The organism is Arsenophonus endosymbiont of Bemisia tabaci Q2 (assembly GCF_902713415.1).
GTDB lineage: Bacteria > Pseudomonadota > Gammaproteobacteria > Enterobacterales > Enterobacteriaceae > Arsenophonus.
Genome location: NZ_CACTIE010000039.1, coordinates 1 through 13,166, shown reverse-complemented (window position 1 = coordinate 13,166; position 13,166 = coordinate 1). Strand labels below are relative to the sequence as shown.

Here is a 13,166-nt window from a genome sequence, read left to right as displayed (position 1 = left end):
AACAGGATTGTGCCCAATAAAGCGCCGATAACATTTGTTCTTCCTTTAGCTCCACAGTTCTTGAGACCAACACACCGTTGACCTTTCGGGGAATAGCCGTGAGTCCGCGGGGTATCGTGTGAAAAACCACTTTCATCAATAAAAACAATATGCTTGCCTTCTTTTACATACTGTTGTTTTTTGTTGAAACGTTTGTCGAGTGTTTTCGTCGGCTTTCGGATGACGTAGAGTTTTTTTATAGGTCAATCCCATTTTTTTAAGAGCTTGCCAAATGGCCTTCTGAAAAACGCCAAAACGATCTGCAAGCTCTTTTTGGTAAGCATCTGTATATTGTTCAACATATTTTATAGCTAAGCATCTTAATTTTGATTACAAAATATATGTTTTTCTCCAATATAAATTTACTGATATAGAGTAATTACTTGTAATCATTTTAAAGTCGCCCAGCTATATCGAGCCAAAAGCATCAACTACGCGTCAGCGAAAAATCGATAAATCCGAGTTGATAAAAGATGTTGAACAATACCAGATGCTTACCAAAAAGAGCGTGCAGAGCGTTTTGGCGTTTGTCAGAAGGCCATTTGGCAAGCTCTTTAAAATCGGATTGACCTATAAAAAACTCTACGTCATCCGAAAGCCGACGAAAATACTCGACAAACGTTTCAACAACAAAACAACAGTATGAAAAAGAAGGCAAGCATATTGTTTTTATTGATGAAAGTGGTTTTTCACACGATACCTCGCGGACTCACGACTATTCCCCGAAAGGTCAACGGTGTTTTGGTCTCAAGAACTGAGGAGCTAAAGGAAGAAAATGTTATCGGCGCTTTATTGGGCACAACGCTGTTTGCTATCAGATTATTTGATATCAATATTAACAGCGATGTTTTCTATGCATGGGTCACCCAAGTCCTTATCCCAGTACTTCCTAAAAACAGTGTAATCATGATGGATAATGCAACTTTTCACAAGAAACAGAGTATTCAACAAGTCATCATCAATGCGGAGCATATGGTGGAATATTTGCCTACCTATTCGCCAGATCTTAATCCAATTGAACATAAATGGGCACAAGCTAAATGCAAAAAAGAGCGCTCGGATGCGACACAGATATTTTTTTCGCACTCAATATGGTGTAATCAAAATTAAGTGGCTTAGCTATAAAAAAATTAAAAAAGCCTGGACGAGATCCCCGGCCAGAATTTAAAACAGCCACTTTTATCAATGGTATTGAAACCATGGAAGATCTTAAAGTAGGTATGATATTAGAAGGTTCGGTGACCAATGTGACCAATTTTGGTGCGTTTGTCAATATTGGCGTTCATCAGGATGGTTTGGTACACATTTCCTCTCTGTCCGATAAATTTCTTAAAGATCCTCAATTCTCTAGTCAAAACAGGGGATATTATCACCGTTAAAGTCATCAATATTGATTTAAACCGTAAACGAATTGCATTAAGCATGCGTCTGGATGAGAAAACAACAGATACGCGACAACAACATCGTAATAAGCCACAGACAGGCAAAAATGCCTCCTCAGCCAGTTCAACTAAAACATCCCAACGTAACAATATGCCATTCGCTAATAGTGTAATGGCTGATGCACTGGCGGCGGCAGCACTCAATAAAAAGCGTTAATTGTTAACATATATTATATAGTTAATAGTCTGATCTAACATCAGACTATTAACATATTCAATTTTAAAAAATGTTTTTTTTAATAAAAACTAATGAATTAACACTAATTTTGATGCCAATACTTCACTCTCTAGAGAACTATTGATCAATATCAATTGCTGTCATTTAAAAAAGCGCTAAATTAATTCGAGTAGCATATAATTATGATTATCATTATTAATATAAGAATGATAATATTTTTCATTAATTTTACTATTCATCTGGTACCCATTTGCGGTATCTTTGTTTTTTTGGCTCTAGAGTGGAAGTGTCTATGTCAATTCTTCCTAATCATCGATACAAAATTGTCGGATTTTCAGCAGAAATAAATCCAGCTTACCGTCAAAAGTTACTTTCTTTAGGTATGTTACCTGGATCTTTTTTTAACGTTATTCGTATAGCGCCGTTTGGTGATCCTATTCAAATCGAAACTCGCCGTATAAATTTGATCTTAAGAAAAAAAGATCTTGCGTTATTAAATTTGGACGATGCCGGCAACCAAGCGGTATAAAAACATTTTTTATGATAACTAAATAGCCTATTGCTTATTACTCATCTGACACCAAAACTATGAAACCATTAACTATTGGCCTTATTGGCAACCCTAACGCCGGTAAAACGACACTCTTTAATCAATTAACAGGCGCTTGCCAACGTGTTGGCAACTGGTCTGGTGTCACTGTTGAGCGAAAGGCTGGTCGCTTTGCAACCTCGGAATATGATATTGAATTAGTTGACCTGCCTGGCACCTATTCACTAACCACTATTTCAGAACAGACCTCACTCGATGAGCAAATTGCCTGTCATTTCATCCTAAGTGGCGAAGCGGATATGTTGATAAATGTTATCGATGCCGCTAAGCTCGAGCGTAATCTTTATCTAACATTACAACTTATTGAATTAGGTGTGCCTTGTATCGTTGCGCTTAATATGTTGGATATTGCCGAAAACAAAAATATTTATATTAATATTGATGAACTTCAAACACGCCTGGGCTGCCCTGTTATCCCTCTAGTTTCGACTCGCGCAAAAGGTATTAGCAAATTAAAACAAGCGATTGATAAACATAGCAATAATCTTATTTCAACACTCATCCGCTATCCCGATTTTTTGCTCACCAAAGTGGAAAATTTAGTTCAAGTTATTGACCATAATAAATTCAATCATCAACAGCGCCGTTGGCTAGCACTACAAATCTTAGAAGGTGATATATATAGCCTGGAACGTGCCGCTATTTCCACTGATAAATTAGATAAAATTAGGACCCATTTCCAATCTCAACAACAAGAAGAACCTGAGCTCATCATTGCTGATGCACGCTATCAAACTATTGTCCGCCTTTACGAAGCAGTGATTAATACTGAAACGGAAAAACCGAATACCTTAACGCAATTTATTGATAATATAGTACTTAATCGCTGGTTTGGGGTGCCGATATTTCTTTTTATCATGTATTTGATGTTCATACTTGCTATCAATATTGGTGGTGCATTACAACCGATCTTTGAAGGTGGCTCAGAAGCCATTTTCATCCATGGAATTCAATGGATTGGCCATACTTTTAACTTTCCCCAATGGTTGACGGTTTTCCTCGCCGAAGGGGTAGGTGGTGGTATCAACACTGTTTTGCCATTAGTTCCCCAAATTGGTTTAATGTATTTATTCCTTTCTGTATTGGAAGACTCAGGTTATATGGCACGCGCAGCATTTGTCATGGATAGACTGATGCAAGCACTAGGTCTCCCTGGTAAATCTTTTGTTTCTTTGATTGTCGGTTTTGGCTGTAATGTGCCTGCTATTATGGGTGCACGGACACTAGATACTCCTCGTGAACGATTAATCACCGTTTTAATGGCGCCTTTTATGTCTTGTGGCGCCAGGCTGGCTATTTTTGCTGTCTTTGAGGCCGCTTTTTTTGGCAAAAATGGCGCAAGTATTGTTTTTTATCTTTATTTATTAGGTATTGTCATTGCCATCCTAACCGGGTTGTTATTGAAATATACTGTTGCACGGGGCGAATCCTCCCCTTTTATCATGGAATTACCGGTTTACCATGTACCACACTTAAAAACATTACTATTACAGACCTGGCAAAGATTGAAAGGCTTTGTCTTAAGAGCGGGAAAAGTGATTATTATTGCCAGTATGATTATCGGTGCACTTAATAGTTTTTCTTTGTCCGGTAAAGTCGTTGATAATATTAACCAATCAGCATTAGCGTCATTAAGTAAAACCGTTACCACGTTATTGAAACCTATCGGTATCAATGATGATAATTGGCAAGCAACCGTTGGACTTATTACCGGCGCATTAGCTAAAGAAGTGGTTGTCGGCACATTGAATACACTGTACACCGCCGAAAATATTACTCAAACACCTTTTTATGCCGAGCAATTTAATCTGTTAGATGAATTAGAAGATGCGGTTAATGAAACTTGGGATAGTCTAAAAAAAACATTCAGTTTAAGTGTCTTATCCAATCCTATTGAAGCCAGTAAAGGTGATGATGATATGAATAGCAGTACAATGGGCGCTATGGCAGCACGGTTCGGCTCGTCTTTATCAGCCTATAGCTATCTAATCTTTGTTCTACTTTATGTGCCTTGCATTTCTGTATTAGGAGCCATTGCCCGTGAAACGAATCGAAACTGGATGACATTTTCTATTTTATGGGGCTTGAATGTTGCTTATTCCGTTTCTGCCTTGTTCTACCAAATAGCCACTTTCTCACAACATCCACAATATAGCGCGTGGGTTATTGGGATGCTCGTCGTGTTTAACTTACTGTTAATTGCATTGTTGCGCCATTCACGTAAAACGCATAACACTAAAACTCCATCATAATGTCCATAAATGTAACCACAGCCAAAGTGGTTCATGCCAACACTAGAGGTAATGAGATGATCAGTTTATTGCAAGTCAGAGATATGGTTGCGCTGTATGGCAGAACGGATGCTTACCAAATTAGTCAGAAATTCTCTGCTTCATTACCTATGATTGAGGCTATGTTAGATAAATTAGCGGCCATGGGAAAATTAGAACAAATTGATCAATCATCCTGTTTAACGGGCCATAGTTGTAAGCAATGTCCCGAAATAAAAAAGTGTAACCTAAAAATTTATCAAGTTACTTCTCTCTAATTTATGCGAGTAAGCGATAATTTATTAAAATTATCGCTTACTCGATTAGCATAAAGAATGTTTTTGCTTTTATTCTGACTCCCCATATTCATTTCTCCAATTGCCGCAAAAAATCGACTAACAATTGAATAAACTGATTAGGATGAGAAATAAAAGGGGCATGGGCCACATGTTTTATTACCACCGAAGGCGAATTTGGTAACCATTTATCCAGCATTGGTACTATTTTTTTGGGTACTAAGCTATCAAGGTCACCATAAATACGCAAAAAAGGTTTATTTAAGGTTAATAAAGATTGCCGTAGATCAGTTGTTCGCACAATTTTTAAACCTGCGTTTAACACGGCAACAGAGGGTAACGGCTGCTCTAGTATCACCGATTTTAATAACCGTATATCGCCATTAGCTGTTTTAGTGCCCAATGTTTGCAATACAAGAAAACGTTCTACTGTACGATGAAAATCAACCTGTAATTGTCGTTCAAAGCCCTTAAGTACCGTAGGTTTAATGCCTGGCCAATTTTCTTGTTGTCCAAAACAGGGCGATGAAGCCACTGTTATTAAACCTGCTATTTCAGCTTGATGGTTAAGTGAGATGATACTAGCAATCAGTCCGCCTAACGACCAACCTAACCAAATAGCCTCCTTGGGCGCTTTCTGCCAAATTACCTCTGCCATTTGTTGTAGCGACATCGGTGGAAAAAGATTACTACGACCATAGCCAGGTAAGTCAACTAGATGGAGACGAAAATGAGAACCACATTCCACTTCAATGGTACGCCAAACTTCTGCATTCAATCCCCATCCGTGCAATAGCACAATATCTTGTTTTCCTTTACCCAACTGCTGCCAAAACAGTGTCGTCATAGTTATTCTCGCTTTACAGGTATAAAAAAGGACATCATTATATTAACAATGGCTGGGTATTGTTGGCTATGCCACCAAACACTAAAATATCACTTTCATGGCATTTGTCACTACTGTTTAAAACATTTGCCTTATCTAAAACGAGTTTGTCATCGCTGTGCTTTACCCGTTGAACAATTCACCCTTGCTTGCGGTCGCTGTTTACAAACTCCACCCTATTGGCACAATCTTCTCGCCATTACTCCCTATATACCACCATTAAGCAAGCTAATACAGCAGTACAAATATGAAAAAATAACGCAAATCGCCTTTATCCTTGCACGCTTATTTCTACTCTATTGGCAACAAGGATATCGCCAACAACGCTGGCGCAAACCAGATATCATAATAGCGATCCCACTTCATCATGGTAAACATTGGCAACGTGGATTTAATCAAGCCAGTTTAATATAGCTAAGCGACTTAATTTTGATGACATTATTTATATGAGCTATTCAATTGATTTTAGACGTAAAGTGATATTTACGATGGAAGAAGAAGGGTTGAGTATCCGAGAAACAGCGAAGCAATTTCGGATTGGCTCTGCATCTGTATCGCGTTGGATTAATCAAATAGAGCCAAAAGCATCGACTACGCGTCAGCGAAAAATCGATAAATCCGAGTTGATAAAAGATGTTGAATAATACCCAGATGCTTATCAAAAAGAGCGTGCAGAGCGTTTTGGCGTTTGTCAGAAGGCTATTTGGCAAGCTCTTAAAAAAATGGGATTGACCTATAAAAAACTCTACGTCATCCGAAAGCCGACGAAAACACTCGACAAACGTTTCAACAAAAAAACAGTATGAAAAAGAAGGCAAGCATATTGTTTTTATTGATGAAAGTGGTTTTTCACACGATACCCCGCGGACTTACGGCTATTCCCCGAAAGGTCAACGGTGTGTTGGTCTTAAGAACTGGGGAGCTAAAGGAAGAACAAATATTATCGGCGCTTTATTGGCCACAACGCTGTTTGCTATCGGATTATTTGATATCAATATTAACAGCGATGTTTTCTATGCATGGGTTACCCAAGTCTTTATCCCAGTACTTCCTAAAAACAGTGTAATCATGATGGATAATGCAACTTTTCACAAGAAACAGAGTATTCAACAAGTCATGATCGATGCGGGGCATATGGTGGAATATTGGCCTACTTATTCGCCAGATCTTAATCCAATTGAACATAAATGGGCACAAGCTAAATGTAAAAAAAAGAGCGCTCGGATGCGACACAGATATTTTGTTCGCACTCAATATGGTGTAATCAAAATTAAGTCGCTTAGCTATAGCAACTCAATTAGCCTATTGGTTAGGATGCCAATTTCAAACTAATTCAATTATTCGCACTCCTGCTACACTACCGCAAACTCAACTTTCTGCTAAAAAACGTACCCAAAATCTTAGTAAAGCTTTTAGGGTAAAAAAATCGTTTCAAGATCGCCATATTGCCGTATTTGATGATGTCATTACAACAGGAACAACAATGAATGAAGTTGCTAAATTGCTGATTAGTGCTGGAGCAAACTCAGTTCAAGCCTAAGCAATACGCAGAACCTTGTAGAAAGTAAGGAAAAGAGCGTATGATAAACATACTAAAATGATAAAATTGAGCATCGATTATGATTAATATTACTAAAGCAGCACAAGCTCATTTTGCCAAACTATTGGCAAATCAAAAAACTGGTACACAAATTCGCGTATTTGTCATCAATCCTGGCACACCTTCTGCAGAAGGTGGGGTCTCTTATTGTCCTCCTGATGCTATCGAAGCGACGGATATTGAACTTAAATTTGATAAACTTTCAGCTTATATTGATGAAATTAGCGCACCTTTTCTGCAAGAGGCCGAAATCGATTTCGTAACGGATCAATTAGGCTCTCAACTTACCCTAAAAGCGCCTAATGCTAAAATGCGAAAAGTGACTGACGATGCTCCACTGATTGAACGAGTTGAATATGTTATTCAATCACAAATTAACCTACAATTAGCAGGCCATGGAGGACGGGTTTCATTGATGGAAATCACTGACGATGGATATGCAATTCTACGATTCGGTGGAGGATGTAATGGCTGTTCAATGGTCGATATTACCTTAAAAGAAGGTGTTGAAAAACAGTTGCTAAATATGTTCCCAGACGAATTAAAAGGAGTAAAAGATTTAACCGAACATCAGCGTGGTGATCACTCTTATTATTAAAATAATTACTCATTTTCGCCAATGATGGATACTTTTTAAAAGTACAGAGAGTATCTTGTTTTTCCGAATGTAAAATAATATTGTGCAGATTACTATGGATAATTTTCAATTAATTACAGTTGAACAAGCCTATAAACTTTGGCAAACAGGTGACATCATCATTGTCGACATTCGTGACCCAGAAAGTTTTCATTCAGCGCATATTAAAGGCGCTTACCATCTCACGAATGAGACCTTAAATAACTTTATTAAGCAAAAAGACTTTGACTCACCGGTAATGATAATGTGTTACCATGGCTATAGTAGCCATGGCGCAGCACGCAGCACAATATTGCACGCAGCACAATATTTAGTTAATATGGGCTTCGAAACTGTTTATAGCATAAACGGTGGTTTTAAAGCATGGTTGAGAGAATAGCCACACACCATGAACTCACTCTCGTAAGCGATATAACTGGTTATGATCCATTTAACTTCTATAGCAAATCCTAGATTAGCACAAGCATTTATTGATTATATTGCGATGCAAAATATTGTTATAGAAATGCGCGCAGAACCACAGGGAAAATTTTTTGATCTCTGGCTATATGATGAAAATAAGTTCGATCAAGTTCAGCAAGAACTAAAGCTGTTTATGCAAGATCCTCTTAATTCACGTTATCAGGCAGCAAGTTGGCAAACGGGACATATTGATAAAAAATTTGGCTACCGTAATTATCTCACTGTTGATTATTTTAAAAAACAATCTGGCCCACTACTCATCATCGTTTTCTTTTTAGCTATTTTTATTTATATTTGGATGTTAATTTCCGGTAATGACGCCGTAATGGCTTATCTGGCTTGGCCATCAAGTACTCAGTACACGCAAATCTGGCGAATATTCACCCCCGCCCTACTTCACTTTTCGTTGATGCATATTTTATTTAATTTAATGTGGTGGTGGTATTTAGGTAGTCAGGTAGAACGCCAATTGAGTACAGGTAAACTATTTGTCATTGCTATTGTATCAGCTCTTTTTAGTAATTGGGGGCAATCGCTCTTTAGTGGCTCTGCTTTTGGTGGTCTTTCCGGCGTAGTTTTTTCGCTGATTGGCTACGTTTGGTTAACCGGTGAACGTCACCCAGAAAAAGGTGTTTCTATTCCAAGAGGGTTAATGATATTTGCTGTTTTATGGTTATTTCTTGGTTACTTTGATATTTTTGGCATGAAAATAGCTAGCACAGCACACATTGCCGGGTTAATTATCGGTTTATTAATGGGATTATGGGATAATAGACATAAACCAAATAATACCAAACATGACCAATACATATAGTGATACTTGAGGTTTTTGTGAAGCAAACTCAACGCCATGATACTATTATCGAACTTGCCCGCATTCAAGGCTATGTAAGTACTGAAAAGTTAGTTGAATATTTCAATGTCAGCCCACAAAGTATCCGTCGTGATCTCAATGAACTTGCGGAAAAAATAAAATTCAGCGCCATCACGGAGGTGCCGCGCTTCCTTCAAGTTCTGTTAATACTGCTTACCACGATCGCAAGATGATGTGGTCGAGCTAAAAAGAACGGATTGCTCAACATGTTGCCCGTCAAATCCCTAATTGAGCTACACTATTTATTGATATCGGCACTACACCAGAAGCTGTCGCCTATGCTTTGCTGGATCATAAAAAATTAAGGATCGTCACTAATAATCTTAATGTTGCAACCCTACTTATGACAAAAGAGGATTTTCGTCTGATCTTAGCAGGAGGAGAAGTTCGCAGCCGTGATGGAGGAATTTTTGGTGAGGCAACCTTAGATTTTATAACTCAATTCCGTCTTGACTATGGTATAGCTAAGCGTCTTAATTTTGATTACAAAAATATATGTTTTTCTCCAATATAAATTTACTGATATAGAGTAATTACTTGTAATCATTTTAAAGTCGCCTAGCTATATTTTAGGCATTAGTGGTATCGATGGAGACGGTTCATTACTCGAATTCGACTACCATGAAGTACGAACAAAAAAGCGATTATTGAAAATTCTCGTTGCGTTATCCTGGTTACTGATCACTCAAAATTTGGTCGCAATGCAATGGTTAACCTAGTTAGTATGGAGATGATTGATTATCTTTTTACTGACAAAGCACCTCCTGCAAACATCCACAAAATCATTGAGCATCATAATGTATAGCTAAGCGACTTAATTTTGATTACACGATATTGAGTGCGAACAAAATATCTGTGTCGCATCCGAGCGCTCTTTTTTTGCATTTAGCTTGTGCCCATTTATGTTCAATTGGATTAAGATCTGGCGAATAGGTAGGCAAATATTCCACCATATGCCCCGCATCGATGATGACTTGTTGAATACTCTGTTTCTTTTGAAAAGTTGCATTATCCATCATGATTACACTGTTTTTAGGAAGTACTAGGATAAGGACTTGGGTGACCCATGCATAGAAAACATCGCTGTTAATATTGATATCAAATAATCCGATAGCAAACAGCGTTGTGCCCAATAAAGCGCCGATAACATTTGTTCTTCCTTTAGCTCCCCAGTTTTTGAGACCAACACACCGTTGACCTTTCGGGGAATAGCCGTGAGTCCGCGGGGTATCGTGTGAAAAACCACTTTTATCAATAAAAACAATATGCTTTCCTTCTTTTTCATACTGTTGTTTTGTTGTTGAAACGTTTGTCGAGTGTTTTCGTCGGCTTTCGGATGACGTAGAGTGACGTAGAGTTTTTTATAGGTCAATCCCATTTTTTTTAAGAGCTTGCCAAATCGCCTTCTGACAAACGCCAAAACGCTCTGCACGCTCTTTTTGGTAAGCATCTGGATATTGATTGTTCAACATCTTTTATCAACTCGGATTTATCGATTTTTCGCTGACGCGTAGTCGATGCTTTTGGCTCTATTTGATTAATCCAACGCGATACAGATGCACAGAAAATCCGAAATTGCTTCGCTGTTTCTCGGATACTTAATCCTTCTTCTTCGATCGTAAATATCACTTTACGTCTAAAATCAATTGAATAGCTCATATAAATAATGTCATCAAAATTAAGTCGCCCAGCTATATGTGATGATGAATCTGATTCACCTCAAGCTATTACACGTGATTACACCCTCGACATTCATGATGAACAAGGAAAAGCACCTTTACTATCTGTTTTTCGGGGTAAATTAACCACCTATCGTAAACTTGCAGAGCATGCGATAGATAAATTAGCTCATTACTATTCTAATGCCGGTAAAGCGTGGACTAAATAAGCAACGCTACCTGGTGGTGATATCGAAGGCTGTTATCGTGACGATTATGCCCAACTATTAGGTAAACGCTACCCATGGTTACTAGAAGGCATTGCATTGCAATATGCCCGCACTTACGGTAGTAGTAGCAATTTGATCTTAAAACAAGCACAATCCTTATCAGATCTAGGTGAAGCTTTTGGCCACAATTTATGCAAAGCTGAATTACGTTATTTAGTCCAAAATGAATGGGTTACAGAGTTAGATGATGTCATCTGGCGCAGAACCAAATTAGGTATGTGGCTCAATGATGACGAGAAACAACTAATAACGCAATGGTTGACTAAAAATACAACCATCACGCAATAAAACCATATAAGCCTCATAAACTTATGAGGCTTACTATCGAAACTTTATCAACTACAACCCGCTCAAACCAGTTAATAAAGTTTCTTCGCCGTATCTAACCAATCCTGCTTAAACTTACGTTGCATATTTTCAACTGCATCAATAATATCATGATGAACCAGTTTATCATTTTGAATACCAACACAGCGCCCACCATACCCCTGTAAAAGTAACTGAATAGAGTAAGCGCCCATATGAGATGCCAGAACTCGATCACTCGCAACCGGACTACCACCTCGCTGAATATGGCCTAAAACCGTTGCTCGTGTCTCATGGCCCGTTGCTTTTTCAATATATTTTGTCAACTCATTAACATCATAAATATGTTCAGTAATGGCAACAATTGCATGACGTTTACCTCTTGCTAAACCAGATTTAATTTCTGTCAGTAACTCTTCCTTATCAAAAAGTATTTCGGGCAATACTACAAACTCACAGCCGCCAGCAATAGCCGCAGATAAAGTCAAATCACCACAATGACGGCCCATTATTTCAACAATCGAAATACGTTTGTGGGAAGTTGAGGTATCACGTAAACGATCAATTGCCTCAACAATAGTATCCAAAGCGGTAAAATAACCAATCGTATAATCAGTACCGGCAACATCATTATCAATAGTTCCGGGTACACCTATACAAGGGAAGCCCGCTTCAGTGATCTTCTTTGCGCCACGATAAGAGCCATCTCCACCGATGACAACCAAGGCATCAATATTATGTTTTTTCATATTCTCAATAGCTTGGGTTCTTACCTTCTCACTATCACGAAATTCAGGAAAACGGGCAGAGCCTAAGAAAGTACCGCCGCGATTAATAATATCAGAGACACTAAAACGGTTGAGTTTTTTTATTCGATTTTCATAAAGTCCCATATAGCCGTCATAGATACCATAAACTTCTAAATCTTCAGAAAGTCCCATGCGCACAACACTACGAATAGCGGCATTCATTCCTGGCGCATCACCACCACTGGTTAAAACGCCAACTTTTTTTATTCCTTTTTTGTTCATGGTGACCTCTGATTTAATATATTGCCATAAGTATAAAAACCATAATTTCATGCATTTTGTTTATGGCTATAACTGGCTGAATTGATTCGGCTTACTACATTATACGATAAAACTTTTACCAAATGCTTAAATTATTAGCTTTCTTTGATAAAGGTAAAATTTAGTATAAATATTGCAAATGCTATCATTAGAATAATGAAATAAAAAATGGTTAATCATTATGTTAATAAATTATATATTTAGCGGATAGTTCAGTTATCTTAATAGATAGTTTAATTTTTTATACTATAAATATATAGATTACTTTTCTTAAACCAGCGCTATCAATAAAACGCTTTTTATGTCCTTTTAATATAGCTAACTTTATCTATAAAAATTTTTAATTTTTAATTTTTAATTTTTAATTAAAACTGTCTGATTAGTTTACACCTCCGATTTGCACTTCATCTAAAATATTCCTTATAAGTCAGTTAGTTCCATCGCAAAACGCATATATAAACTTAACACCACTATAGCTGGGCGACTTTAAAATGATTACAAGTAATTACTCTATATCAGTAAATTTATATTGGAGAAAAAGATATATT

At 37.6% G+C, this 13,166-nt stretch carries 17 protein-coding genes and 6 pseudogenes; 16 read left to right on the top strand and 7 right to left on the bottom strand.

Annotated features, from left to right (window positions below; all coding sequences use genetic code 11):
- Together ARSQ2_RS12300 and ARSQ2_RS13520 are read right to left on the bottom strand one after the other, a co-directional pair.
- Positions 1 to 140 (bottom strand): transposase (locus tag ARSQ2_RS12300; RefSeq protein ID WP_238334263.1); only part of this gene is annotated, 140 nt, incomplete at its 3' end.
- Complete coding sequence (locus ARSQ2_RS13520; RefSeq protein WP_181994267.1) at positions 136 to 348, bottom strand: IS630 transposase-related protein; 213 nt, start codon at positions 346 to 348, stop codon at positions 136 to 138. The genes ARSQ2_RS12300 and ARSQ2_RS13520, both read right to left, overlap by 5 nt.
- A gap of 154 nt (positions 349 to 502) precedes the next feature.
- On the opposite strand from ARSQ2_RS13520, the gene ARSQ2_RS02625 reads away from it, so the two are divergent.
- The 6 genes and pseudogenes from ARSQ2_RS02625 (at position 503) to ARSQ2_RS02600 (ending at position 4,817) form a co-directional block, all read left to right on the top strand.
- Positions 503 to 685 carry a hypothetical protein gene (locus ARSQ2_RS02625; protein WP_181994264.1) on the top strand — a complete coding sequence of 61 codons (183 nt, stop codon included), beginning with the start codon at positions 503 to 505 and terminating at the stop codon, positions 683 to 685.
- On the top strand, positions 682 to 1,149 hold the full coding sequence (locus tag ARSQ2_RS02620) for a transposase (RefSeq protein WP_238334261.1): 468 nt from the start codon (positions 682 to 684) through the stop codon (positions 1,147 to 1,149). Before ARSQ2_RS02625 ends, ARSQ2_RS02620 begins: the two co-directional genes overlap by 4 nt.
- Before the next feature lie 11 nt (positions 1,150 to 1,160).
- Positions 1,161 to 1,638, top strand: a pseudogene (locus ARSQ2_RS02615) (S1 RNA-binding domain-containing protein); the annotation flags it as partial.
- A 313-nt stretch (positions 1,639 to 1,951) separates the two neighbouring features.
- A complete protein-coding gene (gene feoA / locus ARSQ2_RS02610; protein ID WP_181994266.1) occupies positions 1,952 to 2,188 on the top strand; it encodes a ferrous iron transporter A in 237 nt (78 codons plus the stop codon).
- 59 nt (positions 2,189 to 2,247) lie between these two features.
- Positions 2,248 to 4,521 (top strand): Fe(2+) transporter permease subunit FeoB, encoded by a 2,274-nt coding sequence (gene feoB / locus ARSQ2_RS02605; protein WP_181994263.1) that lies wholly within the window; start codon positions 2,248 to 2,250, stop codon positions 4,519 to 4,521.
- A gap of 56 nt (positions 4,522 to 4,577) precedes the next feature.
- Positions 4,578 to 4,817, top strand: coding sequence for a FeoC-like transcriptional regulator (locus tag ARSQ2_RS02600; protein WP_129109083.1), 240 nt, complete (start codon positions 4,578 to 4,580; stop codon positions 4,815 to 4,817).
- Positions 4,818 to 4,905: 88 nt separating this feature from the next.
- On the opposite strand, the gene bioH is transcribed toward ARSQ2_RS02600, so the two are convergent.
- Complete coding sequence (bioH, locus tag ARSQ2_RS02595) at positions 4,906 to 5,682, bottom strand: pimeloyl-ACP methyl ester esterase BioH (protein ID WP_181994262.1); 777 nt, start codon at positions 5,680 to 5,682, stop codon at positions 4,906 to 4,908.
- 48 nt (positions 5,683 to 5,730) lie between these two features.
- On the opposite strand from bioH, the gene ARSQ2_RS02590 reads away from it, so the two are divergent.
- The 8 genes and pseudogenes from ARSQ2_RS02590 to ARSQ2_RS02555 form a co-directional block, all read left to right on the top strand.
- The gene (locus ARSQ2_RS02590; protein WP_181994261.1) at positions 5,731 to 6,135 is read left to right on the top strand and encodes a hypothetical protein; all 405 of its coding nucleotides are present in this window, start codon (positions 5,731 to 5,733) and stop codon (positions 6,133 to 6,135) included.
- Positions 6,136 to 6,167: 32 nt separating this feature from the next.
- Positions 6,168 to 6,527: pseudogene (locus ARSQ2_RS12295) on the top strand (IS630 transposase-related protein).
- Positions 6,457 to 7,053 carry an IS630 family transposase gene (locus ARSQ2_RS12290; protein WP_238334262.1) on the top strand — a complete coding sequence of 199 codons (597 nt, stop codon included), beginning with the start codon at positions 6,457 to 6,459 and terminating at the stop codon, positions 7,051 to 7,053. The pseudogene ARSQ2_RS12295 and the gene ARSQ2_RS12290 overlap by 71 nt, the downstream one beginning before the upstream one ends.
- Positions 7,007 to 7,261: a phosphoribosyltransferase family protein gene (locus ARSQ2_RS14535; protein WP_181994265.1), complete on the top strand. Its 255-nt coding sequence runs from the start codon at positions 7,007 to 7,009 to the stop codon at positions 7,259 to 7,261. The genes ARSQ2_RS12290 and ARSQ2_RS14535 overlap by 47 nt, the downstream gene beginning before the upstream one ends.
- Positions 7,262 to 7,340: 79 nt before the next feature.
- Entirely contained in the window at positions 7,341 to 7,919 is a 579-nt protein-coding gene (gene nfuA / locus ARSQ2_RS02570) for a Fe-S biogenesis protein NfuA (RefSeq protein WP_181994260.1), read from the top strand.
- 94 nt (positions 7,920 to 8,013) lie between these two features.
- Positions 8,014 to 8,337: a thiosulfate sulfurtransferase GlpE gene (gene glpE, locus ARSQ2_RS02565; RefSeq protein ID WP_181994259.1), complete on the top strand. Its 324-nt coding sequence runs from the start codon at positions 8,014 to 8,016 to the stop codon at positions 8,335 to 8,337.
- Positions 8,338 to 8,379: 42 nt separating this feature from the next.
- Positions 8,380 to 9,234, top strand: coding sequence for a rhomboid family intramembrane serine protease GlpG (gene glpG / locus ARSQ2_RS02560; protein ID WP_181994258.1), 855 nt, complete (start codon positions 8,380 to 8,382; stop codon positions 9,232 to 9,234).
- 17 nt (positions 9,235 to 9,251) lie between these two features.
- Positions 9,252 to 9,757: pseudogene (locus ARSQ2_RS02555) on the top strand (DeoR family transcriptional regulator); the annotation flags it as partial.
- Here the strand turns inward: ARSQ2_RS02555 and ARSQ2_RS13515 are convergent.
- The gene (locus ARSQ2_RS13515) at positions 9,719 to 9,841 is read right to left on the bottom strand and encodes a hypothetical protein (protein ID WP_255487216.1); all 123 of its coding nucleotides are present in this window, start codon (positions 9,839 to 9,841) and stop codon (positions 9,719 to 9,721) included. The pseudogene ARSQ2_RS02555 and the gene ARSQ2_RS13515 overlap by 39 nt on opposite strands.
- A gap of 22 nt (positions 9,842 to 9,863) precedes the next feature.
- On the opposite strand from ARSQ2_RS13515, the pseudogene ARSQ2_RS02550 reads away from it, so the two are divergent.
- A pseudogene (locus tag ARSQ2_RS02550) lies at positions 9,864 to 10,099 on the top strand (DeoR/GlpR family transcriptional regulator); the annotation flags it as partial.
- A 136-nt stretch (positions 10,100 to 10,235) separates the two neighbouring features.
- On the opposite strand, the pseudogene ARSQ2_RS11840 reads toward ARSQ2_RS02550, so the two are convergent.
- Both ARSQ2_RS11840 and ARSQ2_RS11835 read right to left on the bottom strand, forming a co-directional pair.
- Positions 10,236 to 10,568 (bottom strand): annotated as a pseudogene (locus ARSQ2_RS11840) (transposase); the annotation flags it as partial.
- A gap of 109 nt (positions 10,569 to 10,677) precedes the next feature.
- Complete coding sequence (locus ARSQ2_RS11835) at positions 10,678 to 10,953, bottom strand: IS630 transposase-related protein (RefSeq protein WP_202880363.1); 276 nt, start codon at positions 10,951 to 10,953, stop codon at positions 10,678 to 10,680.
- A gap of 34 nt (positions 10,954 to 10,987) precedes the next feature.
- Between ARSQ2_RS11835 and ARSQ2_RS02540 the strand changes: the two are divergent.
- Positions 10,988 to 11,530 (top strand): annotated as a pseudogene (locus ARSQ2_RS02540) (glycerol-3-phosphate dehydrogenase C-terminal domain-containing protein); the annotation flags it as partial.
- Between the two features lie 71 nt (positions 11,531 to 11,601).
- Here ARSQ2_RS02540 and pfkA read toward each other — a convergent pair.
- Positions 11,602 to 12,579 carry a 6-phosphofructokinase gene (pfkA, locus tag ARSQ2_RS02535; RefSeq protein WP_181994257.1) on the bottom strand — a complete coding sequence of 326 codons (978 nt, stop codon included), beginning with the start codon at positions 12,577 to 12,579 and terminating at the stop codon, positions 11,602 to 11,604.
- Positions 12,580 to 13,166: the final 587 nt, after the last annotated feature.

What these genes read in the sequence shown, in the direction of transcription:
- bioH (WP_181994262.1), bottom strand. Translation starts at nt 5,682, where the DNA reads ATGACGACACTGTTTTGGCAGCAGTTGGGTAAAGGAAAACAAGATATT.
- ARSQ2_RS11835 (WP_202880363.1), bottom strand. Translation starts at nt 10,953, where the DNA reads ATGAGCTATTCAATTGATTTTAGACGTAAAGTGATATTTACGATCGAA.
- ARSQ2_RS02590 (WP_181994261.1), top strand. Translation starts at nt 5,731, where the DNA reads ATGGCTGGGTATTGTTGGCTATGCCACCAAACACTAAAATATCACTTT.
- pfkA (WP_181994257.1), bottom strand. Translation starts at nt 12,579, where the DNA reads ATGAACAAAAAAGGAATAAAAAAAGTTGGCGTTTTAACCAGTGGTGGT.
- ARSQ2_RS02620 (WP_238334261.1), top strand. Translation starts at nt 682, where the DNA reads ATGAAAAAGAAGGCAAGCATATTGTTTTTATTGATGAAAGTGGTTTTT.
- ARSQ2_RS13515 (WP_255487216.1), bottom strand. Translation starts at nt 9,841, where the DNA reads ATGATTACAAGTAATTACTCTATATCAGTAAATTTATATTGGAGAAAA.
- feoB (WP_181994263.1), top strand. Translation starts at nt 2,248, where the DNA reads ATGAAACCATTAACTATTGGCCTTATTGGCAACCCTAACGCCGGTAAA.
- ARSQ2_RS02600 (WP_129109083.1), top strand. Translation starts at nt 4,578, where the DNA reads ATGATCAGTTTATTGCAAGTCAGAGATATGGTTGCGCTGTATGGCAGA.
- glpE (WP_181994259.1), top strand. Translation starts at nt 8,014, where the DNA reads ATGGATAATTTTCAATTAATTACAGTTGAACAAGCCTATAAACTTTGG.
- glpG (WP_181994258.1), top strand. Translation starts at nt 8,380, where the DNA reads ATGATCCATTTAACTTCTATAGCAAATCCTAGATTAGCACAAGCATTT.
- feoA (WP_181994266.1), top strand. Translation starts at nt 1,952, where the DNA reads ATGTCAATTCTTCCTAATCATCGATACAAAATTGTCGGATTTTCAGCA.
- nfuA (WP_181994260.1), top strand. Translation starts at nt 7,341, where the DNA reads ATGATTAATATTACTAAAGCAGCACAAGCTCATTTTGCCAAACTATTG.